General features: G+C 69.6%; 20 protein-coding genes and 1 tRNA gene. 8 read left to right on the plus strand and 13 right to left on the minus strand.

Annotation, left to right across the window (positions count from 1 at the left end; genetic code table 11):
• Positions 1-2 precede the first annotated feature (2 nt).
• The 3 genes from pcaH to pobA are packed head-to-tail and all read right to left on the minus strand — an operon-like array spanning position 3 to position 2300.
• Complete coding sequence (gene pcaH, locus RX333_RS08265; RefSeq protein ID WP_316014454.1) at positions 3-731, minus strand: protocatechuate 3,4-dioxygenase subunit beta; 729 nt, start codon at positions 729-731, stop codon at positions 3-5.
• The gene (gene pcaC, locus RX333_RS08270) at positions 728-1105 is read right to left on the minus strand and encodes a 4-carboxymuconolactone decarboxylase (RefSeq protein ID WP_410056061.1); all 378 of its coding nucleotides are present in this window, start codon (positions 1103-1105) and stop codon (positions 728-730) included. Before pcaC ends, pcaH begins: the two co-directional genes overlap by 4 nt.
• A gap of 25 nt (positions 1106-1130) precedes the next feature.
• Positions 1131-2300, minus strand: coding sequence for a 4-hydroxybenzoate 3-monooxygenase (pobA, locus tag RX333_RS08275; RefSeq protein ID WP_316014456.1), 1170 nt, complete (start codon positions 2298-2300; stop codon positions 1131-1133).
• A gap of 100 nt (positions 2301-2400) precedes the next feature.
• On the opposite strand from pobA, the gene RX333_RS08280 reads away from it, so the two are divergent.
• Both RX333_RS08280 and RX333_RS08285 read left to right on the plus strand, forming a co-directional pair.
• Positions 2401-3315: a LysR substrate-binding domain-containing protein gene (locus RX333_RS08280; RefSeq protein ID WP_316014457.1), complete on the plus strand. Its 915-nt coding sequence runs from the start codon at positions 2401-2403 to the stop codon at positions 3313-3315.
• Between the two features lie 133 nt (positions 3316-3448).
• Entirely contained in the window at positions 3449-3928 is a 480-nt protein-coding gene (locus RX333_RS08285; protein ID WP_316014458.1) for a MarR family transcriptional regulator, read from the plus strand.
• 30 nt (positions 3929-3958) lie between these two features.
• Here RX333_RS08285 and RX333_RS08290 read toward each other — a convergent pair whose 3' ends face one another.
• The 4 genes from RX333_RS08290 to RX333_RS08305 all read right to left on the minus strand — a co-directional run bounded on the left by RX333_RS08290 (position 3959) and on the right by RX333_RS08305 (position 7976).
• Positions 3959-5287, minus strand: a complete 1329-nt coding sequence (locus RX333_RS08290; RefSeq protein WP_316014459.1) for a TRAP transporter large permease — start codon at positions 5285-5287, stop codon at positions 3959-3961.
• 40 nt (positions 5288-5327) lie between these two features.
• Positions 5328-5840, minus strand: a complete 513-nt coding sequence (locus RX333_RS08295) for a TRAP transporter small permease (RefSeq protein WP_316014460.1) — start codon at positions 5838-5840, stop codon at positions 5328-5330.
• A gap of 67 nt (positions 5841-5907) precedes the next feature.
• Positions 5908-6945, minus strand: a complete 1038-nt coding sequence (locus tag RX333_RS08300) for a TRAP transporter substrate-binding protein (protein ID WP_410056062.1) — start codon at positions 6943-6945, stop codon at positions 5908-5910.
• Between the two features lie 260 nt (positions 6946-7205).
• On the minus strand, positions 7206-7976 hold the full coding sequence (locus tag RX333_RS08305) for a crotonase/enoyl-CoA hydratase family protein (RefSeq protein ID WP_316014461.1): 771 nt from the start codon (positions 7974-7976) through the stop codon (positions 7206-7208).
• 81 nt (positions 7977-8057) lie between these two features.
• Between RX333_RS08305 and RX333_RS08310 the strand changes: the two genes are divergently transcribed.
• The 6 genes from RX333_RS08310 (at position 8058) to RX333_RS08335 (ending at position 14878) form a co-directional block, all read left to right on the plus strand.
• Positions 8058-8954, plus strand: a complete 897-nt coding sequence (locus tag RX333_RS08310; protein ID WP_316014462.1) for an amidohydrolase family protein — start codon at positions 8058-8060, stop codon at positions 8952-8954.
• A gap of 41 nt (positions 8955-8995) precedes the next feature.
• On the plus strand, positions 8996-10639 hold the full coding sequence (locus RX333_RS08315; RefSeq protein WP_316014463.1) for a tannase/feruloyl esterase family alpha/beta hydrolase: 1644 nt from the start codon (positions 8996-8998) through the stop codon (positions 10637-10639).
• 66 nt (positions 10640-10705) lie between these two features.
• Positions 10706-11884 (plus strand): cytochrome P450, encoded by a 1179-nt coding sequence (locus tag RX333_RS08320; RefSeq protein ID WP_316014464.1) that lies wholly within the window; start codon positions 10706-10708, stop codon positions 11882-11884.
• A 2-nt stretch (positions 11885-11886) separates the two neighbouring features.
• Positions 11887-13416: an acyl-CoA dehydrogenase family protein gene (locus RX333_RS08325; RefSeq protein ID WP_316014465.1), complete on the plus strand. Its 1530-nt coding sequence runs from the start codon at positions 11887-11889 to the stop codon at positions 13414-13416.
• Entirely contained in the window at positions 13413-14684 is a 1272-nt protein-coding gene (locus tag RX333_RS08330) for a flavin-dependent oxidoreductase (RefSeq protein WP_316014466.1), read from the plus strand. Before RX333_RS08325 ends, RX333_RS08330 begins: the two co-directional genes overlap by 4 nt.
• A gap of 118 nt (positions 14685-14802) precedes the next feature.
• Positions 14803-14878: transfer RNA gene (locus RX333_RS08335), tRNA-Thr, on the plus strand.
• 147 nt (positions 14879-15025) lie between these two features.
• Here RX333_RS08335 and RX333_RS08340 read toward each other — a convergent pair.
• The 6 genes from RX333_RS08340 to RX333_RS08365 form a co-directional block, all read right to left on the minus strand.
• Positions 15026-16600 carry a heme biosynthesis protein HemY gene (locus RX333_RS08340; protein WP_316014467.1) on the minus strand — a complete coding sequence of 525 codons (1575 nt, stop codon included), beginning with the start codon at positions 16598-16600 and terminating at the stop codon, positions 15026-15028.
• 21 nt (positions 16601-16621) lie between these two features.
• The gene (locus tag RX333_RS08345) at positions 16622-18241 is read right to left on the minus strand and encodes a COG4223 family protein (protein ID WP_316014468.1); all 1620 of its coding nucleotides are present in this window, start codon (positions 18239-18241) and stop codon (positions 16622-16624) included.
• Between the two features lie 55 nt (positions 18242-18296).
• Entirely contained in the window at positions 18297-18971 is a 675-nt protein-coding gene (locus RX333_RS08350; protein WP_316014469.1) for a uroporphyrinogen-III synthase, read from the minus strand.
• The gene (hemC, locus tag RX333_RS08355) at positions 18964-19899 is read right to left on the minus strand and encodes a hydroxymethylbilane synthase (RefSeq protein ID WP_316014470.1); all 936 of its coding nucleotides are present in this window, start codon (positions 19897-19899) and stop codon (positions 18964-18966) included. The genes RX333_RS08350 and hemC overlap by 8 nt, the downstream gene beginning before the upstream one ends.
• Before the next feature lie 38 nt (positions 19900-19937).
• Positions 19938-22196 (minus strand): phosphoenolpyruvate--protein phosphotransferase, encoded by a 2259-nt coding sequence (gene ptsP, locus RX333_RS08360; RefSeq protein ID WP_316014471.1) that lies wholly within the window; start codon positions 22194-22196, stop codon positions 19938-19940.
• 90 nt (positions 22197-22286) lie between these two features.
• Positions 22287-22764: FAD-dependent oxidoreductase (locus RX333_RS08365; RefSeq protein WP_316014472.1), on the minus strand; the 478-nt coding region annotated here is incomplete at its 5' end.

The raw sequence follows: 22764 nt of genomic DNA on the forward strand, positions 1-22764 counted from the left end.
GCTCAGTTCCCCTCCATCCGGTTCTCGAACAGAGTCGAGCGTCGGCCCCTCAGCACGATGTCGAAGCGATAGGCGATGGTGTCGAGCGGGATGGTCGCCTTCATGTCGAGACGTGCGGTCAGCTGCTCGATCGCGTCCGGGTCCGGGATCGACTGCACGATCGGGCAGCGCGGGATCAGCGGATCGCCCTCGAAATAGCATTGCGTGATCAGCCGCTGAACGAACCCCGAGCCGAAGACCGAAACATGCACATGCGCGGGCCGCCAGTCGTTCACCTTGTTGCGCCAGGGATAGGCCCCCGGCTTCACCGTGCGGAAGGCGTAATAGCCGGTCTCGTCCGTCAAGGTGCGCCCGCAGCCGCCGAAATTCGGGTCGATGGGGGCGAGATAGGTGTCCTTCTTGTGGCGATAGCGCCCGCCCGCATTGGCCTGCCAGATCTCGACCATCGTGCGCGGCAAGGGCCGCGCGTTCTCGTCGAGCACGCGGCCATGCAGGATGATCCGCTCGCCGATCGGGCCTTCGCCGGGCTGCGCGTAGTTGGTCAGCAGGTCCGCATCGCCGGGGTCGATATCGTTCTGGCCGAACACAGGTCCGGTCATCTCGCCCACCGAATGCTCCAGCGAGATCAGCGAGAACCGCGGGCTGCGCGCCACGGAGGTCTTGTAGTCGGGCGCGTAGGCGGGCGGGTGGATCGCCCGGTCGCGCTGGTAGTAGTCCGCCGGTCGGCTCATCGCTCCGCCTCCATCTCGGCATAGGTCTGCTTGGCGAGCTTGATCGCGTGGTTCGCCTTCGGGACGCCCGCATAGATCGCGACATGCTGGAAGGCCTGCATCACGTCCTCGGCGCTGGCCCCGGTGTTGGCCGTGGCGCGGACATGCATCGGGATCTCCTCGAAATTGCCGGTCGCGGCCAGCAGCGCCAGCGTCAGCATCGAGCGTTCGCGGCGGCTGATCGTGTCATCGGCCCAGACGGTGCCCCAGGCGCCTTCGGTGATCATCTGCTGGAACGGGTCGTCGAACGCGGTCCGCGCCCGTTCGGCCCGGTCGACATGCGCGTCGCCCAGAACCGCGCGACGCACCTGCATCCCGTCCTCGTATCGTCCCATCCGCATTCTCCTCCGTGTCGTCGGCTCAGTATGGCAGGCCGACGTAGTTTTCCGCCATCGCCCGCTGCGCCGAGGCACTGTCGCGCAGGAAATCCAGCTCGGCCGTCTGCATCTTCAGGTCGAATTCCGTCTGCTCGGGATAGCGGTGCATCAGCGACGAGAACCACCAGCTGAACCGCTCCGCCTTCCAGACACGGGCGAGCGCCCGTTGCGAGTAGGCATCGATCCCCGCGCTTGACCCGTCGCGATAGTATTCCGTCAGCCCCGTCCACAGGTAGTGCACGTCGGAGGCCGCGGTGTTCAGCCCCTTCGCCCCCGTGGGCGGCACGATATGGGCGGCGTCGCCGCACAGGAACAACCGTCCCCAACGCATCGGTTCCGTCACGAAGGAGCGCAGCGGCGCGATCGACTTCTCGATCGACGGTCCGGTGACCAGCTTGCCCGCGACCTCGCTCGGCAGGCGTCGGCGCAATTCCTCCCAGAAGGCCTCGTCGCTCCAGTCCTCGGGGCTGTCGCTCAGCGGGCACTGGATGTAGTAGCGGCTCAACGCCTCGTTGCGCATCGAGCACAGGGCGAAGCCGCGCGGGGAATTCGCGTAGATCAGCTCGTCCGCGACCGGGGGCGTCTCGCTCAGCACGCCCAGCCAGCCAAACGGATAGACCTTTTCGTATTCGCGGCGGACGTCCTCGGGGATCGTGCGGCGGCTGACCCCGTGGAACCCGTCGCATCCCGCGACGAAGTCGCAGTCCAGCCGCCGCCGCTCCCCCCCGACCGAGTAGTGGACCGAGGGCGCGTCCCCATCCGCGCCCTCGATCACCACGTCCTCCACCTCGAACTCGAAGCGGCCCCCCGCCGCCTCGCGCGCCGCGTAGAGGTCGCGTGTCACCTCGGTCTGACCGTAGACCACGACGGGCGTCCCGACCGAGGCCGCGAAGTCGACGCGGAACATCTCCTCGCCCTGCGCGATCCAGGTTCCGTCGTGGACATGCCCCTCCGCATGCAGCCGATCGGCGCAGCCCGCCTGCTCCAGCAGGCCGACGAGCCCCCGTTCCAGAACGCCCGCGCGGATGCGCCCGAGGACGTAGTCCTTCGTCTTGCGCTCCAGCACGACCGAATCGACACCGCTGCGATGCAGGAGCTGCGACAGCAGCAGCCCCGCCGGCCCCCCGCCGATGATCGCAACGGATGTCTTCATCGCGCGCCTCCCCATGCCGCATTGTGATCCATCGCCTTGATATATGCAGATCGCGACGGGGATAATTGCTATACTGCCCCGGATGCATAATCTTACGGTTATGAACTTCGAAACGCATCTCCGTCTCCGCCACGTCCGCACCTTTCTCGAGATTGCGCGCGTCGAAAGCGTGTCCGTCGCCGCGGACCGTCTGAACATCACCCAGCCCGCGGTGTCGCGCAGTCTCAAGGAACTGGAGGAGATGCTCGGCACCCCCCTGTTCGATCGCGTCGGGCGCGGCCTGACCCTCAACGAGGCCGGGCGCGTCTTCCAGGCCCATGCCGGCGCCTCGATGGTGGAGCTGATGCGCGGCCACGACCGACTGGCCGGGGGCGACCCGAACGCGCATCTCTCGGTCGGTGCGCTGCCCACGGCGGCCAGCGACCTCCTGCCGCGCGCGGCCCTCGCCTTCCATGCGGAGCTGCCGCAGGTGCGCCTCTACGTGCTGACCGGCCCGAACTGGCTGCTGTTCAACCAGCTGCGCGACGGGGCGCTCGACCTCGTCGTCGGGCGACTGCCGGAGAGGGAGGCGACCGGCGTCACCTTCCGACAGCTCTATGTCGAGGATGTCGTCATCGTCTGTCGACCCGGCCATCCGATCCTGTCGCACGACCGCCCCGAGCAGCACATCGCCGATTTCACCCTGATCCTGCCGCCCGAGGGAGCGGTCATCTTCCCGACGGTCGAGCGCTACCTCGCCAGCATCGGCCTGCCCGAGCTGCGCGGCGCGTTCGAGACCGTGGCCCTGACCGTGGGTCGCAAGATCGTCTCCGCGTCGGACGCGCTGTGGTTCATCTCGCGCGGAGTGGTCGCGGACGATCTCGCCTCGGGCTTCCTGGGGATGGTGGAGCTCAGCTCCCCCCTCCTGTCCGGCCCCGTCGGCATCAGCACCGCCCGCTCCGCGCCCGTCAGCGTCGCGCGCAGCGTCTTCGCAGATTGCGTGACCCGCGCCGTGACCACGCAACCCGGCGCGTAGATCAAGACGGGGTCTGCCCGCGCCGCCCTGTCGCAGACCGCTTGCCGCTCGGTCATCCGGCGCTTTCACCAATCGACATGTTTGCCGGATCGACGAGACCGAACTACGATGCCGCGATCAGGAGGAGCCCCCCATGCCACGGAGCGCAACGCGCAGGACCGAAGGTGCGGACATCGATCCGCGCGACACCGATCTCGAAGGGTTCGTCGGCTACAACCTCAAGCGGGCCTACATGATCGTCCAGGCCGATTTCCGCGCCACCCTCGGGGAGGGCGGCCTGTCGCCCCGCGTGTTCTCGGCCCTGTCGGTTTGCGTCAGCCACCCCCACATCACGCAAAGCGAGCTCGCCCGCCTGATCGGGATCGAACGCTCCGGCCTCGTCGCCATCGTGGACGAGCTGGAGGAGAAGCGTTTCCTGCGCCGCGTGCCCGTGCCCAACGACCGCAGGGTGCAGGCGCTGGTGCCCACCGATGCGGGCCGCGCCGCTCATGGCGAGGCGGTGGCCGCCATCCGCGCGCATGAGGACCGGCTGTTCGCGGACATGACCGGCGAGGAGAAGCAGACGCTGCTGATCCTCCTGCGCAAGATCCGCGCGCGGGAAGCGTCACGCTGAGCGGCACCGCCCGACGCGGACTATCCGCCCTCACAACCCGTCGATGAACCAGACCAGCCACAGCGTGATCGCCGGGAACGCGGCGAGGATCACGACCCGCACCATATCGGTCAGCACGAAGGGCAGCGCACCCTTGTAGGTCTGGCCGATCGGCACCGTCCGGTCCATCGAGTTGATGATGAACAGGTTCATCCCCACCGGGGGCGTGATCAACCCGACCTCCACCACGATCAGCACCAGGATCCCGAACCACAGCCCAAAATCGTCGGGCGCCATGCCGAAGTCGAGCACGGACATGATGGGGAAGATGATCGGAACGGTCAGCAGCACCATCGACAGCGAATCCATCACGCAGCCGAAGACCAGGTACATCACCAGCACGATGGCCAGCACGAACCAGGGCGAGAAGCCCTGGCTGCCGATCCAGACCGACGCGGTCTGCGGCAGCTGGGTCAGCGACAGGAAGTTGTTGTAGATCCCCGCGCCCAGGATGATGAGGAAGATCATGGCCGAGGAGGCGGCCGTGGACAGCATCGCCTCGCGCAACCGGGCCCAGTTCATCTGGCCCGAGGCCAATGCCGCGATGCCGGTGCCCGCGGCCCCGACCGCCGCGGCCTCCGTCGGGGTGAAGATACCCGCATAGATCCCGCCGACCACGACGACGAAGATCGTCACCACCGGCCAGACCTTGCCCAGCAGCACCAGCCGCTCGCCCCAGGGCATCCGGTCGCGCACCGCGGCGCTGTTGGGCGAGGTCCGCACCCAGATCGAGATCGCGACCATGTAGCCGATGGCGGCGAGGATGCCGGGGATCAGCGCGGCCACGAACAGCTTCTCGATGTTCTGCTCGGCGAGGATGGCATAGATCACCAGGATCACCGAGGGCGGGATCAGGATGCCCAGCGTTCCCCCCGCCGCCAGCGCCCCGGTGGCGAGCGAGCCGGGATAGCCGTAGCGCTTCAGCTCCGGCAGCGCGACCTGCCCCATCGTCGCCGCGGTGGCCAGCGACGACCCGCAGATCGCGCCGAAGCCCGCGCAGGCGCCGACCGCCGACATGGCCACCCCGCCCTTGCGGTGGCCCAGGAACCCCTCGGCCGCGCGGAACAGCGCCGCAGACATGCCCGACAGCGTCGCGAACTGCCCCATCAGCAGGAACAGCGGGATGATCGAGAACGAGTAGTTCGAGAAGGTGCCGTAGGTCAGCGTCTTGAGCTGGTTCAGCGTCATCATCGGCGTGCCGATGACCAGCCAGCTTCCCCCCACGCCCACGCCGATCATGGCGAGCGCGATCGGCATCCGCAGGAAGACAAGCAGCAGCAGGACCGGGAAGGACCACAGCGCGAGTTCGATATTGCTCATCAGGAGGTCCAGTCGAAATGCAGGGATGAAGGCAGGCGCACTAGCCGGGAAGGCCCACGACCCGCCGGGCGGAGCGCAGGATGCAGAAGGCCGCGATCAGCACGAACCCGACGCTGCCGACCAGCGCCGCGGCATAGCCCTGCCAGACCGGGATCTGCGCGATCAGCGTGGTCTCGCCATAGGACAGCTTGTCCTGCATGCCGAGGTAGAGGCGATAGGTGCCGACAGTGGCGATCGCGAACATCGCGATGTTGAAGATCAGCTCCAGCACCCGGTTCATGCCGCCGGGCATCAGCGCCTGGAACAGGTCGACCTTCGCATGCGCATCGCGCAGCTGCGCCCAGGGCAGGAAGGCGAAGATCGCGGCGGCCATGCCGATCTCGGTCATGTCGTAGATGCCGCGGATCGGCCCGATGCCCAGGTCGAAGGGCACCAGTGCCCGTCCGGCGATCGAGATGCAGGTCAGCACCACGATGCCCAGCAGCACCAGCCCGCCCGCGATGGCGAGGGCTGCGGCAAGGCGTTCGGCTATCCGGCTCAGAACGGCGTACATGGGGGCGACCTCGTCAGGGGTTGGGGCGAAGCGCGACGGTCCGCGCTTCGCCCGCGTGCGGTCGGCTTCAGCCGCCGTGCTTCTCGATCAGCGCGCGCGCCTCGTCGATCAGCGCCTGGCCGTCGATGCCGCGCTCGTCCATGTCCGCGATCCAGCGGTCGATGACGGGCTGCGCCGCCTCCTGCCAGCGGGCCACCTCGGCCTCGTCCAGCGTGACGATGTTGTTGCCCGCCTCGACCGCGATCTCGCGCGCCGGGGCGTCCATGTCCCACATCACCTGGCTGGCGAAGGCCGACAGCTCCGCCCCCGATTCCGCGTCGAGGATCTCGCGCAGGTCGTCGGGCAGCGCCTCGTAGCTGTCGCGGTTCATCACCATCACGATCGCGGCGGTGTAGAGCGCCGCGTCACCCGAGAACTCGGTGTGGTTCTCGACCAGCTCCGACAGGCGGATCGCGGTCGTCACCTCCCAGGGGATCACGGTGCCTTCCACGACGCTCTTGGACAGCGCCTCCGGGATCGCGGGCAGGGGCATGCCCACGGGCTCCGCGCCCAGCTCGGACAAGAGGTCGTTGATGATGCGGGTCGGGCCGCGCATCGTCAGGCCCGCCATGTCCTCCAGCGAGTTCACGCCGTCCTGCGTGTGGATCACGCCGGGCCCGTGCACCCAGGCGCCCAGCACCTTCACATCGGCATATTCGTTGTCCTGGAAATCGGTCTCGACCATCTCCCAGAAGGCGCTCGACGTGGCGACCGGATTGGTCATCATGAACGGCAGCTCGAACACTTCCGTCCGGGGGAAGCGGCCGGGCGTGTAGCCCACGACCGTCATGATGATGTCCACCACGCCGTCGCGCGCCTGGTCCATCAGCTCGGGCGGGCGGCCGCCCAGCGACATCGCATCGAAATGCTGGATCGCGATGCGCCCGCCGGACGCTTCCTCCACTCCCTCGGCCCAGGGCTTGAGGATCATCGCCGGAACCGGCGCGGGCGGCGGCAGGAACTGGTGCAGCCGCAGCGTGACCTCCTGCGCCATCGCCGCGCCGCCCAGCATGGCGGTGGCGATCAGCCCGGCGGCCGTCGTCTTCAAGAAACCGAATTTGGTCATGTCATCCTCCCTGATGCGACATCGTCGCGGTTTGCGCCCTATTCCGGGTCACGTTCTGCGGTCTGTCCGGTCCATCGCCAGCATGGCGTGGCCGGGCCGTTCCTTCCATTGATAGAAGCGCGCGGTGCGATGCGGAATTGCTATAACCACACCAACTCATGCCTCCTTGGTTATGAGTTGTCGCCGCTCTCCCCGATCATTGCTCCCATCCGGTCATCGGTTGCCGTCTCGTTCGCCGCGCGCCTGCCCATGAGCGCCCCCTACCTGAACTTCGGCGGGCGCTTCTCCAGAAAGGCCCGCAGCCCTTCCTTCGCGCCGTCCGAGGTCTGCGACATCGCCGCGGCGAGGCTCTCGGTGAACATCCCTTCCGCGCGCGGCATGTCGTGGATCCGCGGGATCGCCTGCAGCATGAGGTAATTGGAGAAGGGCGCGTTGTCCGCGATCTTGCGCGCCAGCTCGCGCGCCAGCGGCAGCCCCTCGCCCGTCCCGACGCTGTAATGCGCCAGCCCCATCGCCAGCCCGTCCTCGGCCCCGTAATTTCGCCCCGTCAGCATCATCTCGCGCATCCGGTCGGCGCCGATCAGCCGCCCCACGCGTACCGTGGCGCCGCCGCCGACGAAGATGCCCCGCCGCCCCTCGGGCAACTGGAAGCGGACGTCCGGCTCCGCGATCCGCACATGGGTCGAGGCCGCGATCTCCAGCCCGCCGCCGATCACCGCCCCCGTCAGGACCGAGATCACGGGCAGTCCGCCGAACTCGATCAGGTCCGAGACGCGGTGCCAGTTGCGCGAGTGATGCACCCCGGCGATCGGCGCGCGCTGTTCGTGCTCGGCCAGATCGAGGCCCGAGCAGAAGTGCCCGCCCTCGCCGCGCAGGATCACCGCGCTCACCCCCTCGGGCGGGGCCGAGAAGAAGCGATCCAGCTCGTCGATCAGCCGGTCGTTCATGGCGTTGCGCTTTTCCGGGCGGTCGAAGACGATCGTGGCGATATCGCCGTCGATCTCCGTCCGCGTGACTGCTTCCTGCGCCATTCCGTCCGTCCTCTCGGTGTCTCGAAATTGTTTTACTGATTAACGGTTCTTCTGTATAGCAAATTTTTAAGGGAGGAACACATGGTCGATTTCAAAGCCGTCAAAGCCATCGATTTCCACACGCATGCGGAGGAGCCCTGCAATCCCGCCCGCGACGATGGCTATAACGAGTTCCAGGCGGGCATGGCCGCCTATTTCCGCAACCCCGCCGGGGCGGAGGGGATGCTGCCCACCATCACCGACACCGCCGCCTATTATAGAGAGCGCAACATCGCCGCCGTGATCTTCCCCGTGGATGCGGAGCGGGAGACGGGCTTCAAGCGCTACTCGAACGAGGAGGTCGCGCGCATCTGCGCGGAGAACGACGACATCCTCATCCCCTTCGCCTCCATCGACCCGCACAAGGGCAAGGCGGGCGCGCGCGAGGTGCGCCGCCTCGTCCGCGATTTCGGCGTGCGCGGGTTCAAGTTCCACCCGACCATGCAGGGCTTCTTCCCCAACGACCGCGAAACCGCCTATGACGTGCTTGAGGCCTGCGCCGACGAAGGCGTGATCACCCTGTTCCACACCGGCCAGACGGGCGTGGGCTCGGGGATGCGCGGCGGCATGGGGATGCGGCTGAAATACTCCAACCCCATCCATCTCGACGACGTGGCGGTGGATTTCCCCGACATGCCGATCATCCTCGCCCACCCGTCCTTTCCCTGGACCGAGGAGGGCCTCGCCGTCGCGCAGCACAAGCCCAACGTCTATTACGACATGAGCGGGTGGAGCCCGAAATACTTCCCCGAGACCTTCATCCGCTACGCCAACTCGATCCTGAAGAAGAAGATGCTCTTCGGCTCCGACTGGCCCGCCATCACGCCCGACCGCTGGCTCAAGGATTTCGAGGCCGCGCCCTTCAAGGACGAGGTGCGCCCCCTGATCCTCAAGGAAAATGCCCTGCGCATCCTGGGCGAGGCCCCGGCAACGACGTGAAACACGCGCAGGACAAGCGCGGCAATCGGGAGGGAAAGACCATGAAGACGATAGGAACAGGCCTGACGGTCGCACTGCTGGCCGGTACGGCGCACGCGCAGGTGCAGTGTCAGGATGTGACCGCCGAGGCGCTGGGTCTCGACGACGTGACCATAACGGAGGCGATGGCCGTCCCGGCAGGCGACGAAAGCCCCGTCGCGCAGTGCCGCATCCGGGGCGTCATGGCCGAACGCACGGGTGCGGACGGTCGCGCCTATGCCCTGCGATTCGAGCTGGCCCTGCCCGATGACTGGAACGGCTCGTTCGTGCATCAATTCAACGGCGGCAACGACGGCAGCGTCGAGCCGGCGCTGGGCGGTCTGCCCAGCGGCACGGGCGATCGACCGGCGCTCAGCCGTGGCTACGCGGTCGTCTCCTCCGATGCGGGCCATGACGGCGCGGCGGTGCCGGACGCCGGGCTGGCCGGTGGCGCGCGGTTCGGCTTCGATTTCGAGGCGCGGCGCATGTATGGCTACGGCGCGGTCGCGACGCTCGATCCGGTCGCGCGCCAAGCGGTGGAGACGTTCTACGGACAGGACATCGCCTATTCCTACGGCATGGGCTGTTCGAACGGGGGGCGTCACGCGATGGTCGCCGCGGCCCGGATGCCAGAGGCTTTCGACGGCATCCTCGCCACCGCGCCGGGCTACGACCTGCCGCGGGCCGCGCTGCAACACGCGATCGACGTGCAGGCGCTGTCCGCGGTGACGGGTGATCTCGCCTCCAGCTTCACGCGGGACGATCTGGCGCTGGTCGCCGATGGCATCCGCGCATCCTGCGATGCGCTCGACGGGCTGGAGGACGGGCTGGTCCAGGATCCCGCCGCCTGCGAGGCCGCCTTCGACATCGGCACCCTGCAATGCAGCCCCGGCCAGAACGGTGCCTGCCTGTCCGAGGCGCAGGTCACGGCCCTCTCGCAAATCCATGCCGGTTCGCTCGATGGGGAGGCCCCGCCCTATAGCGACTGGTACTGGGATGCCGGAATTGAAAGCGGCAACTGGCGCTTCTGGAAGCTGGAAAGCCCGATTCCGCCCTGGGGCAACCTTCCGCTTATCGCGGTCATGGGCTCCTCGTCGCTGGCGCAGGTCTTTACCACGCCGCCCACGCAGGTCGCAGGCGATCCTGAAAGCCTGCTGGAATTCGCCGCGACATTCGACGTGGCAGCACGCGCGGACGACATCAACGCCACCACGGACGCCTTCCCCGAATCGGCGATGGAGGTGATGTCGCCACCGGGATCCGACGATCCCGAGCTTGCCGCCTTCCGCGACGCCGGCGCGCGGCTGATCGTCGTGCACGGCAATTCCGATGCGGTGTTTTCCGCCAAGAACACGGCGGACTGGTACGCGACGCTCGACGCCAATAACGGTGGCGAGGCCGGGGATTTCGCCCTCTACTATCCGGTTCCGGGCATGGCCCATTGCCAGGGCGGTCCGACGCTCGACAATTACGACATGTTCGCGGAACTGGTGAACTGGGTCGAAAACGGCGAGGCTCCGCGGGAGGTACCCGTCAGCGCGTCGCCCGGCAATGACGAGGTGCCCGCCGATCTGGTGGATGCCACCCGTCCGCTCTGCCCGGCGCCGCTGATCGCGACCTATACGGGCGACGATCCGATGTCGGCTGACAGCTTCACCTGTCAGTGAATCGAGGATCGAGGAATTTTACGGCGCGGGGATCGTTCCCCGCGCTCCTGTGACGAAGGAACGCAAATGGCCGAACTCGCCCCGCTCGATGAGACGATCACGCTCGACCAGCTCGACCGCGATCCCTTCCCGATCTATCGCCGCCTGCGCGCCGAGGCCCCGGTCTGCCGGGTGAAGGCCGCGGGCCGCACCTTCCTGACCAAGGCGGCGGACACGAAATACGTGAAGGACAACCCCGCGCTCTTCAGCTCGGACGATCCCAACACGCCGATGAAGCGCGCCTTCTGGTCTCATACCCTGATGCGCAAGGACGGCGAGGAGCATCTGCGCGAACGCGGCGCGATGGCCCCCGCCTTCGGTCCGCGCGTGATCCGCGACGACTGGGTGCCCGCCTACACGAAGGTCGCCGAGAAGTACGTCGCCCGTCTGCCGCGCGGCGAGGTGGTGGACCTGTTCCCGGCGCTTACCGGCCCCTATTGCGCACGCGGCCTCGCCATCCTGCTCGGCATCGAGGAGGCCAGCGACGAGGAGATGCAACGCTGGTCGCAGGCGCTGATCGACGGCGCGGGCAATTTCGGCTGGCGCGACGAGCCCTTCGCCCGCGCCGACACCGCGAACGAGGAGATGCACGCCCTGTTCGACCGCGTGCAGGACCGCCATCGGGCCGAGCCGGGCAATTCCGCCATGTCCGTCATGCTCAACGCCGACGATCCGATCCCCGAAAGCCAGATCTACGCCAACATCAAGATCGCCATCGGCGGCGGCATCAACGAGCCGCGCGACGCGCTCAACACCATCCTCTTCGGCCTGCTGACCAACCCCGACCAGCTGGAGGAGGTCACGCGCAACGCCGACTGGGACAAGGCGTTCGAGGAAGGCGTGCGCTGGGTCGCGCCGATCGCCGCCTCCTCCCGCCTCGTGACCGAGGATACCGAGATCCGCGGCCACCTGATCCCCAAGGGCGACACGGTCATGACCATCCAGGCCAGCGCCAACCGCGACGAGGAGGTGATCGAGGATGGCGAGGTCTTCCGTGTTTACCGCGACAAGACCCCGCATCAGAGCTTCGGCAACGGCCCGCATTTCTGCCAGGGCACCCATGTCGCCCGCCGTGCGGTGGGGCAGGTGATGCTGCCGATCCTGTTCGACCGCTTCCCGAAGATGAGCCTGCCCGACCCCGACGCCGTCACCTGGCGCGGCTTCGGCTTCCGCGGGCCGATCAACATGCCCGTCCTGCTGAACTGACCATGACGCCTTTCAACGCGCCCGTGGACGACATCCTGTTCACCATGACCCACGTGGCCGGGGCCGATGCCGCCACCGGCTGGGACGCGGAGACCGCGCGCGAGGTGCTGACCCATTTCGGCCAGTTCGCCGAAGGGGTCATCGCCCCGCTGAACGGGCCCGGGGACCGGCAGGGCGCGCGGCTGGAACAGGGCCGCGTCCACATGCCCGACGGGTTCGGCCCCGCCTTTCGCCAACTGGCCGAGGGCGGCTGGCAGGGCCTGACCGCCCCCGAAGCCTTCGGTGGCATGGGCCTGTCGCCGCTCGTCGCCGCCTGCGTGTCCGAGATCTTCGCCGGGGCGAACCATTCCCTGCAGATGGTCTGCAACCTCGTGCCCGGCGCCATCACCACCTTGCTGCGATTCGGCACAGAGGCGCAGCAGGCGCACTGGATCCCCCGGCTCGCCTCCGGCACGGCGCTCTCGACCATGTGCATCACCGAACCGGCGGCAGGCTCGGACCTCGGCACGATCCGCACGAAGGCCACGCGCGACGGCGACGACTGGCGCCTCGACGGGGAAAAGATCTTCATCTCCGGCGGCGATCAGGACATGTCCGACGACATCCTGCACCTCGTCCTCGCCCGCAGCGGGGGCCCGGGCATCGGCGGGCTGTCGCTGTTCCTCTGCCCGCGCCAGTCCGGCGCACGTGTCACCCGGATCGAGGAGAAGCTGGGCCTTCATGCCTCGCCCACCTGCCAGATGGTGTTCGACGGCGCGCGGGCCGAGCTGATCGGGGCGGAGGGGCAGGGCCTCGCCGCCATGTTCGTGCTGATGAACCACGCCCGGCTCGACGTCGCCTTGCAGGGTGTCGGCCACGCCGCCCGCGCCGCCGGACTGGCCCGGACCTATGCAGGCGGGCGCGGGCAGGGGCGGCAGGCCGATGGCAGCCCCGCCATGCTGACACATCACGCCGATATCCGCCGGATGCTCGACGAACAGGACGCGCTCGCCCTCACCACCCGCGCGATGTGCCACGTCTCGCTGGTGCAGGTCGCCCACGGCGCCGATCCCGCGCTCGCCGAATTCCTCACCTCGCTGTGCAAGGTCGCGGGGTCCGAGGCCGGGCCGCGCGCGGCAGATCTCGGCATCCAGGTGCTCGGCGGCTACGGCTACCTGCCGGAATACGGTATGGAGCAGATCTGGCGCGACGCCCGCATCTGCGCGATCTACGAAGGGGCCAACGGCATCCACATGCGCACCCTCGTCACGCGCGGCCTGCGCTCGGGCGGCGCCGACCTGTTCGAGGCCCTGATGACGGACCTCGCGGATGGCGCACCGGACGCGACCCTGCTCGCCCGCTGGCACGACCTCAAGGCCCGCGCGACCGCTGCAACCGACGCCACCCCGCTTGCCCACTCGTTCCATGAGGCCGCCGCCGCCCTGTTCCGCGACTGCATCGGGCGCCGGATCGCCGCCGTCGCGCGGCACCACCCGGACCCGGACCGCCTGCGCCGCCTGATCACACCCCTGGCCAAGGAGCATGCCGCATGACCCCCGTCCTCATCTCCGGCGGCGGCATCGGCGGGCTCGCCCTCGCCCTGACCCTTCACCAGATCGGCGTCCCCTGCCGCGTGCTGGAGGCCTCGCGCGAGATGCGGCCGCTCGGCGTCGGCATAAACCTGCAGCCCAACGCGGTGCGCGAACTCTACGACCTCGGCATCACCGCCGCCGATCTCGATCGCGTCGGCCTGCCGATCCGCGAATGGGCACTGGTCGGCCTGAACGGGCGCGAGGTCTACGCCGAACCGCGCGGGCGCGATGCGGGCTATGACTGGCCGCAATATGGCTGCCACCGCGGCCGCCTGCACATGATGCTCTACGACAAGGTGGTCGAACGGCTGGGTCCCGACGCCGTCGAGCTTGGCACCCGCGTGCACGGCTACCGCCTGACGCAAGACGGCGTGACGGTCGAGGTCGAAGGTCCCGACGGCACCACCGGCCAGCGCGACGCCCGCCTGCTGATCGCGGCGGACGGCATCCACTCCCCAATCCGCGCGCAGATGCACCCCGATCAGCCGCCGATCCACTGGGGTGGCGCGCTGATGTGGCGCGGCACCGTGCGGGCGAAGCCACTTCGCGGCGGCGCGTCCTTCGTCGGCCTCGGCACGCACCGGCACCGCATGGTCATCTACCCGATCTCCGCCCCCGACGCGGACGGCATGGCACTCGTCAACTGGATCGCCGAAGTGACGATGGACGGCACCGATGGCTGGCCCCACGACGGCTGGTTCCGCCCGGTGCAGCTGCCCGATTTCGTGCATCATTTCGACGGCTTCCGATACGACTGGCTCGACGTGCCGGACATGCTCTCCCGCGCCGATTGCTACTACGAGAACCCGATGATCGACCGCGACCCGGTCCCGACCTGGGTCGATGGCCCCGTCGCGCTGATGGGCGATGCCGCCCACGCGATGTACCCCACCGGCTCCAACGGGGCGAGCCAAGCCATCGTGGACGCCCGCGTGCTCGGCGCGAAGCTGCTGGCGCACGGTCTGACGCCAGAGGCTCTCGCCGCCTATGACACGGAACTCTGCGCTCCCGTCTCCGCCCTCGTGCTGCGCAATCGCGGCGCGGGTCCGTTCGGGCTCCTGAACCTGCTCGACGAGCGCTGCGGCGGCGTGTTCGACGAGATCGACGCGGTGATTCCGCCGCAGGAACGGCGCGATTTCATGGCCGGCTACAAGGCCGCCACGGGCTTCGCCATCGAGACGCTCAACGCCGCCCCGCCCACGATCCCGCCCGACGCACATATCGGATGAGCTCCGGCGCGCGAACGCCCCGGCCCGGCAGAATTTCCCTTGAAGGCCGCGGGCCGAGCGGATAGACGAACCCACGGTTCGCCGGGACGCACAGCCGCCCGCGCGCCACGAGAAGAGTGCCGCTGTAGCTCAGCTGGTAGAGCACGTCATTCGTAATGATGGGGTCGGGGGTTCGAGTCCCTTCAGCGGCACCACTTTTCTCCGACCTACCGATCTTCCGAAGACATCACACCCGCCGCCGTATCGGCAGCCGGCGGCGAGTGCCGTTGGTCGCGCGCGCACGCCGTCGCCGCGCGCTTGTCCATCGGGCAGGGGGCGTCCGGCACGCCCTGCGCGATAGCTCAGCCGGACTTCTTCGCAGTCCGCCCTGCCGCAGTATCGGTGACGTCATGCGCGATCTCGTCGATATCCGCCTTCGGTTCGCGCGGCGCGGTCGGCGCCTCGACGGGCTCCGCGGGGGTGGGGTCGACCACCTCGTCGGGCGCGGGGGTGTCGTCCGGCTCCGCCTCCGGGTCCGCCTCGGGCTCCTGATCGCGCCCGAACATGCCCGTGATGACCGGCAGCATCGCGGCACTCTCGGCCCGCGCGGGCGCGCCCTGCGGCAGCTCGATCCAGGAGATCGTGTCGAACGCATCGCAATTCGAGCACACCGCCGACCATTCCGAATGGATCGTCCGGCAGTTCGTGCACACCCATTGCGGCCCGACCGGCGCCGTCAGCGCACGGGCGAGCCAGGCGCGCACCACGCGGTCCTCCGCGCCCTCGCCCCGTTCGATCGCCGCCATCAGCGCCAGCGCGCGCGTCGTCGGCTGGTCGGTGGCGAGCGTGCCCATCGCGCGCCGCGCGGCGGGGAAGTCCTCCTCCGCCACCGCCATCTCGGCCACCAGCATCTTCGTCTCGGGATGATCCGGGTTCGCCTTGACCAGCGGCTCGAACCGCTTGCGACGGGCGGCCGCGCTCTCCTCCGGCTCGATCGCGGCATAGGCGGCGGCGAGGTCGGGATGCGGGTTCAGCTTCCAGGTCTTGAGCAGCACGCGCTGCGCCGCGCGCGGGCTTTCGCGGTGCAGGTGCACCCGGCTCGCCGCGACGGATGCGGCGACATGATCGGGCGACAGGCGATGCGCCTCCAGTGCCGCATCCGCCTCCTCGCCGTAATTCTCCTCTGCGATCGCCGTGCGCGCCAGCGCCAGGTTCAGCATCGCATCGCGCCGGTTGGCGACATCGCGCGGCAGCGTGCCCGCCTTGACCTGCGCGGCCAGCGTGCGCCGCGCGCCCCGCCAGTGATCCTGCTCGGTCTGCAGCGTGAACAGCGTCCCCAGCAGCGCCTCGTGCTTGGGCCGCAGGGCAAAGGCCTTCTCCGCCAGTTTCAGCGCCGTCTCCGTCTCGCCCATCGCGAGGCGCTGGCGCATCAGCCCGTGGATGCCGACGAAGCGCGTGCGCGGATCGGTCAGCATCGCCTTGTATTCCTCTTCGGCCACGGCGCGCTCGCCCGCCAGCTCCGCCGCCTGCGCGGTAACGAGGCGCGTCAGCTCGGGCCGGGCCAGCTTCTTGTCCGCAGACCGCGCGCGCGCCAGCGCCGCCTTCCCGTCGCCCGAGGCGTTCAGCATCATCGCCTCGCCCAGCGCGTTGAAGCCGCGCCGCTCGCGGTTGCGGTCGAAATAGCGAGACACCGCCGTCTCGTCCCCGGCGAAGAAGCGCATCAGCGCCACGAGGAACCCCGCCAGCTTCAACAGGATCGCCAGCACCACCAGCGCGATCAGCACGAAGACCAGCACCTCCACGGGCGAGAACGGATATTCCCGCCCGCCGATGGCGACCGTCAGCCCGCCATCCTGCTCCATCACCCACATCACGCCGAAGGCGGCGGCGGTGACCAGAGCCACGAAGAGAACGATCTTGATAAGCGGCCAGAGCATGTGCGGCAGGTCCTTCGGTTCTTATTCGTTGGTGCCGGCCAGCCGTTCGGCCAGCTCGTCATAGGCGGCCAGCGCGTCGCGCCGGGTGCGCAGCTCGTCGAGCCACGCCTCCATCTCGGCGCGCGGGGCCTCGCCCAGGGTTTCCGCCTCGCTCAGCGCGGCGTCGAGATCGCCCTCGTCGAGCCGTGCCTCGACCCGCGACAGCACCGCGTCGGCATCGTCGCCCTCCCGCTCGGTCAGCGAGCGGCCCGCGAGGCGCGAGCGCAGGAAGGCCCCGGCGCTGCCGAACACCCCGTCGCTCTCCTCCGGCGACAGGTCGGCGCGGATCGCGGCATGGGCCCGCTCGGGGAAGCTCGTCTGCAACTCCGCCTCGGTCGGCACCCCTTCGGGGGCGAGTGCGGGCAGCGGCTCGGGGATCTCGGCCTCGCCCTCCAGCGTCGAGAGCGCCTCCTCGAAGGGCTCCCCGGTGGCGAGCGCGTTCTGCAGCGCGACCATGCCCGCACGTTCGGAGGCACGGGCGACCTCGGCACGCGCCTGCGCCTCCGCCGCTTCCATCTCCTGCCGCGCGGTCATCAGCCGCCGCTCGGCGGTCGCGGCCACCTCGTCCAGCCGCTGGTTCAGCGCGCCGTTCTGGGCCGCGAGCGTGTCCAGCTCGGCCTGCAATCCCGCCAGCGCGGCGGTGAAGGCGTCGATCTCCTGCGCGTTCTGCCCGGTGATTCCGCCATCGCCCGCGGCGAGGCCGGTCAGGTCGTCGCGCAGCGCGCTCATCTCCGCGGTCAGCCCTTCCAGCCGGGTCTCCACCTGGCCCAGCCGCTCCTCGATCTGCGCGCTGTCGGCGGCGGCGACCTGGTCGGACAAAGCATTGATGCGGTCGGTCAGGTCCGTGGTCTGGTCGGCCACGCGCGCTTCGGACTGCGCGATCTGCGCGTCGATATCGGCGGTCACGCCATCGGGCGTCAGCCCGGTGTCGAGTTCGGCGATCCGGTCGTTCAGACGCTCCTCAAGCTCCTCGATCTGCAAGGTGGCGGCCCGCTGGCCCGGCATCAGCCATTCGGCGACCGGCGACAGCCCCGAAGGCAGGTTCGGCGCGATCCGCGGCCCGGCCCACAGCACCAGGACGCCCCCCAGAACCAGCAGGAACAGCCAGAACAGGATGCGCGCGGCGACCGAGGGTGTCTCCTCGTGATACTCGTCATCGACATAGACCGGCTCCGCGCCCGTTTCGGGCGGCACATAGGCCGGGCTCGCCGGGTCGCTGGTGGACCGGGCGTTTATGTCGGCGGGCGCTCCGCCCCACGGCGTGACGGCCGGGGTTGTGTCGTCAGCTTCGGCCCCGTCGGTCAGAGCCGCATCGTCTACCATGTCGTCATCCGAGACCGCGTCCGCATCGTCGCCTTCGGTCCGCACGTCGCCATCGTCCGCCGTCCCGCTCTCCTCCGCGATCACCTCGTCCGACAGCGTCTCGTCATCTGCATCGTCCAGCCGGTCCGGGCGGTCGGCATCCTCCGCCGCGGCATCGTCCTCGCGCACGATCTCGGCGTCCTCGACCTCCCCCGCGCTGTCGTCCCGGTCCCGCTCCGCCACGGGGCCGGTCTCGGCCTCGGTCTCGGGGGTGTCGTCGGGGCGTTTGGGATCGGACATCTTGGAACTCTCGGTCTGGTCGGGCTTCGGTTCAAGCTAGACCGCGCCGCCCGTGCTACAAGTCCCCATCATCGCAGTGCAGCAGAACATCGCGCAAGGCCGCCGCGTCGGGCCGCGCGGCGATCTCGACCGGTCTGCCCAGCGGCGACAGCGCCTGAGCCACCGCGCCCGACAGCGCCACCAGCCGCGTCCGCTCCAGCCGCCACTCCGCCCGCGCCTCCGCCACCAGCAGCGCCGCCGAGCGCGGCGAAAAGCAGGCGACGGCGTCGAGGATCCCCGCCGCCAGCGCGGCCTGCGCCTCGTCGGTCAGCGGGCGCGCCGCCGCCGCATAGCCGATCCGCTCCTCCACCTCCGCGCCCGGCACCAGCTCCGCCAGGGGTCGCGTCGTGTGCACCCCGCGCACATGGATCAGCCGCCCGCCCGGCAAGAGCGGCACCAGCGCCGCGAGGTCCGCGCCCGTCGCCATGACCTCGCACCCCGCCTCCCGCGCCGCGCGCGCCGTCCGTCCCCCCACACAGAATGCGGGCACGCCGCCGCCCCCGGCCCGCCGCCAGGCTTCCACGCCATTGGCCGAGGAGAAGACGACCCCCGCCGCGCCTTGCGCCCCCACCGCGATCTTCCGAAATTCGATCTCCATCAGCGGCGCAATCAGCGCGCGCCAGCCCTCCGGCAGCTCCGCCGCGAACCGCTCCGATGCGGCGCGCGGGCGGGTCAGCAGGATCTCAGGCAAGGAACCCCGGCCCGGCCCGCTCCTTCAGCTCCCGCCCGGCGGCGGCACCCATCTCGACCGCCTCCGCCAGCGGCGCCGACCACGCGTCGCCATGCACGACCGAGCCGTCGGGCTTCAGGATCTCGCCACGCAGCCGCACCGTGTCGCCGTCCATCTCCGCCAGCCCGCCGATCGGGGTCCGGCACGATCCGTCCAGCTCCGCCAGGAACGCCCGCTCCACCCGCACGCAGGCCGCCGTCGCCGCATCGTTCAGCGGCGCGAGCAGCGGCACGATCCGCGCATCCGCCACCCGCTGCTGGATCGAGATCGCGCCCTGCGCCACCGCGGGCAGCATCACCTCGGGCGCGATCGGGTTCATCAGCTCCTCCTGCCCCAGCCGCCGCAGCCCCGCGCAGGCCAGCAGCGTCGCCACCGCGAGCCCCGCGTCGAGCTTCGCAAGCCGCGTCTGCACGTTGCCGCGAAACTCCACGAATTGCAGGTCGGGCCGCATGGCCGCCATTTGCGCCCGCCGCCGGATCGAGGAGCATCCGACGACCGCCCCTTCCGGCAACTCCGCCAGCGCGCCGTATTCGCGCGAGATGAAGCTGTCGCGCACATCCTCGCGCGGCAGGAAGCAGCTCAGCACCATCCCCTCGGGCAGTGTGTTGGCCACGTCCTTGGTGGAATGGACGGCAATGTCGATCCGCCCGTCGTCGAGCGCCGCGTCCAGCTCCTTGGTGAACAGGCCCTTGCCGCCGATCTCGCTCAAGGGCCGATCCTGCACCCGGTCGCCGGTGGTGGTCAGCGGCACGATCTCGAAGGCCGCTTCGGGCAGATCATGCGCCGCCGCCAACCGGTCGCGCACCTCGTGCGCCTGCGCCAGCGCGAGCGGGGAGCCACGGGTGCCGATCTTCAACGGCGCGTCGGGGGAGGGGAGGTCCTGCGTCATGCCCGCTTTCTAGACAGCGCACGCCGAGGCGGCAATGGTCAGCCCTCCGACTGATCCATCTCGGCCAGCCAAGCCTCCATTGCCGGGCGCACGCTCTGCTCGCCCCGCGCCGCCGCCGCGTCGATGACCTCGCGCGCGTCGTCGAGGTTCACGCGCCGCAGCAGATGCTTGACCGGCCCGATGCTCGCGGGCCGCATCGACAGGTGGCGCAGGCCCATCGCCGACAGGCAGACCGCCTCGGTCGGGCGGCCCGCATCCTCCCCGCAGAAGCTGACGGGCGTGTCGTGACGGCGGCACCGCTCGACGATCTGGCCGATGAAGGTCAGGTAGCTGACGTTCAGCGTGTCGTAGCGGCGGCGCACCCGCTCGTTCTCCCGGTCGGCGGCGAAGAAGAACTGCTTGAGGTCGTTGCCCCCGATCGACAGGAAGTCCACCGCCTCGAAGAAGGCATCGGGCGCGAAGGCGAGGCTCGGCGTCTCCAGCATCGCGCCGATCTCGATGCGCTCGGGCAGGGTGTGGCCCATCGCCCGCTCCCGCTCGATCTGCTCCCAGACCAGCGCGCGGGCATCGCGGAACTCGTCGAACTGCGCGACCATCGGGAACATGATCGACAGGGGCCGCCCGTTCGCGCCGCGCAGCAGGCTCTGCACCTGCATCTGCATCACGCCCCGCCGGTCGAGGCCCAGCCGGATCGCGCGCCAGCCCATCGCCGGGTTCGGCTCGTCCGTGGGGCGCATGTAGGGCAGCACCTTGTCCGACCCGATATCGAGCGTCCGGAACACCACCCGCTTGCCGCGCCCCGCGTCGAGGATGCGCGAATAGAGCGCCGCCTGCTCCGACCGGCGCGGCACCTTCGAGCGGACGAGGAACTGCAATTCCGTACGGTAGAGGCCCACGCCCTCCGCCCCCGATCCGACCAGCGAGGGCAGGTCGGCCATCAGCCCCGCATTCATGTGCAGCGCGACGATCGAGCCGCAGCGAGCCTCGGCGGGCAGGTCGCGCAGGGCGGCGTATTGCTCCTGCGCCTCGGCGCGCATCGCGATCTTCTCGACGAAGGCGTTGCGCACGCTGTCCTCGGGCCGCAGGTGGACGAAGCCCTGGTCGCCATCGACCAGGATCGGATCGCCCTCGACCGCCTCGCGCGTCACGCGCTTGCATTGCAGCACCAGCGGGATCGCCAGCGCCCGCGCCACGATCACGGCGTGGGAGCTGACGGCCCCCTCGTCCAGCACCACCGCCACGATCCGTTTGCCGTAGTCGAGCAGCTCCGCCGGGCCGATATTGCGCGCGACCAGCACCGCGTCGTCGGGGATCGCGGCATCCTGCCCGCGCCCGGCCAGCAGCCGCATCAGGCGGTTGGACAGGTCGTCGAGATCGTGGAACCGCTCGCGCAGATAGGGATCGCTCATCCGGGCCATGCGCTGACGGATCGCCGACTGCTCCTTCTCGACCGCGACCTCGGCGGCCAGCCCTTCGCGGATGCCTTCTTCCATGCGCGCGATCCAGCCGCGGTCGCGGGCGAACATGGCATAGGTCTGCAGGACCTCCGCCGCCTCGCCCGTCTCCTCCACCACGTCGCCATGCAGCATCCGGTCCACCTCGCCGCGCAGCTGGTGCAGCGCGGTGTGCAGCCGCCGGTGCTCGCCCTCTGGATCGTCGCTGACCGGGTCCGAGATCACGATCTGCGGGTCGTGGAAGTGGACGACGCCCTCCACCACGCCCTCCTGCCCCTGCACGCCCCGGAAGAAGGCCGAGCCGGTATGCGGGGCCGAAAACTCCGTCCCGCCCGTCCCGGTGAAGGCCCCCGCCTCCGCCATCTCCGCGATCACCATCGCCACGACCTCCAGCCCGTGCAGGTCGTCGTCGGAGAACCGGCGCGCCGAGATGTTCTGCACCACCAGCACGCCCAGGCTCTCGCCCAGCCGCTGGATCGGCACGCCGAGGAAGCCGGAATAGACCTCCTCCCCCGTCTCGGGCATGTAGCGGAAACCGGGCGTGCGCGTCGCGTCCGCCGTGTTGATCGGCGCGCCCTGATCGGCCACCCGCCCCACCAGGCCCTGCCCGAAGCGCAGCCGCGTCTGGTGCACCGCATCCTCGTTCAGACCCTTGGTCGCGCACAATTCCAGCGTCCGCGCGTCGCGCCGCAGGTAGATCGAGCACACCTCCGTCTCCATCGTCTCGGAGATCAGCCGAACGATGCGGTCCAGCCGCTCCTGCCCCCCCTCGCGGGAGGCGAGCACGTCTCGCAGCTTTTGCAGCAGCACCCGCGAGGAGGCGCCGCGTGTCTGGGCTGTCATGTGAGGATGGCCCCCGTGGCAGGGTTGCGGATCGGTCGGTTGCGTCGCGCCGACCATAAATCGCTACGCGCGGGAGGTGAAGCCCGCTTGCTACCTGCGGACGAATCGCGCCGGGGAATGCGCCTCGCCCCCCGGCTCCGCCGCGCGGCCCTGCACCGCATCCACCACCATCCGCCCCGTCACCCCGGCCAGCGTCAGCCCCAGATGCTGATGGCCATAGGCGGCCAGCACCCGCCCGCCGGGCCTCAGCGCCCCGATCACCGGCTTCGCATCGGGCATCGAGGGCCGCGCGCCCACCCAGGCGGCCGAGGGCGCGGGCAGGTCGCCAACCATGCGCGCCGCCCCCGCCGCCACGTAGTCGAGCCGCGCAGGCGTCGGCGGCGCGTCCCAGCGGTCCAGCTCCACCGTCCCCGCCACCCGCAGATGACCGGCCATCGGCGTGGCATAGAATCCGCCCTCGGCCCAGCCGACCGGCCGGGTCAGCCGCGCCTCCTCCCCGTCGAAGCGCAGGTGATAGCCCCGCTCCACCCCCGGCCGCGGCCCGCGCCCGACCAGCCCGCCCGAGGCG

Source organism: Roseobacter sp. HKCCA0434, from assembly GCF_032464675.1.
Lineage (GTDB): Bacteria > Pseudomonadota > Alphaproteobacteria > Rhodobacterales > Rhodobacteraceae > Pontivivens.

Coding starts and splice junctions, on each gene's coding strand:
- RX333_RS08345 (WP_316014468.1), bottom strand. CDS start 18,241: ATGTCCGATCCCAAACGCCCCGACGACACCCCCGAGACCGAGGCCGAG.
- pcaC (WP_410056061.1), bottom strand. CDS start 1,105: ATGGGACGATACGAGGACGGGATGCAGGTGCGTCGCGCGGTTCTGGGC.
- RX333_RS08340 (WP_316014467.1), bottom strand. CDS start 16,600: ATGCTCTGGCCGCTTATCAAGATCGTTCTCTTCGTGGCTCTGGTCACC.
- ptsP (WP_316014471.1), bottom strand. CDS start 22,196: ATGACAGCCCAGACACGCGGCGCCTCCTCGCGGGTGCTGCTGCAAAAG.
- RX333_RS08300 (WP_410056062.1), bottom strand. CDS start 6,945: ATGACCAAATTCGGTTTCTTGAAGACGACGGCCGCCGGGCTGATCGCC.
- RX333_RS08315 (WP_316014463.1), top strand. CDS start 8,996: ATGAAGACGATAGGAACAGGCCTGACGGTCGCACTGCTGGCCGGTACG.
- RX333_RS08330 (WP_316014466.1), top strand. CDS start 13,413: ATGACCCCCGTCCTCATCTCCGGCGGCGGCATCGGCGGGCTCGCCCTC.
- RX333_RS08285 (WP_316014458.1), top strand. CDS start 3,449: ATGCCACGGAGCGCAACGCGCAGGACCGAAGGTGCGGACATCGATCCG.
- hemC (WP_316014470.1), bottom strand. CDS start 19,899: ATGACGCAGGACCTCCCCTCCCCCGACGCGCCGTTGAAGATCGGCACC.
- pobA (WP_316014456.1), bottom strand. CDS start 2,300: ATGAAGACATCCGTTGCGATCATCGGCGGGGGGCCGGCGGGGCTGCTG.
- RX333_RS08310 (WP_316014462.1), top strand. CDS start 8,058: ATGGTCGATTTCAAAGCCGTCAAAGCCATCGATTTCCACACGCATGCG.
- pcaH (WP_316014454.1), bottom strand. CDS start 731: ATGAGCCGACCGGCGGACTACTACCAGCGCGACCGGGCGATCCACCCG.
- RX333_RS08325 (WP_316014465.1), top strand. CDS start 11,887: ATGACGCCTTTCAACGCGCCCGTGGACGACATCCTGTTCACCATGACC.
- RX333_RS08295 (WP_316014460.1), bottom strand. CDS start 5,840: ATGTACGCCGTTCTGAGCCGGATAGCCGAACGCCTTGCCGCAGCCCTC.
- RX333_RS08305 (WP_316014461.1), bottom strand. CDS start 7,976: ATGGCGCAGGAAGCAGTCACGCGGACGGAGATCGACGGCGATATCGCC.
- RX333_RS08280 (WP_316014457.1), top strand. CDS start 2,401: ATGAACTTCGAAACGCATCTCCGTCTCCGCCACGTCCGCACCTTTCTC.
- RX333_RS08290 (WP_316014459.1), bottom strand. CDS start 5,287: ATGAGCAATATCGAACTCGCGCTGTGGTCCTTCCCGGTCCTGCTGCTG.
- RX333_RS08320 (WP_316014464.1), top strand. CDS start 10,706: ATGGCCGAACTCGCCCCGCTCGATGAGACGATCACGCTCGACCAGCTC.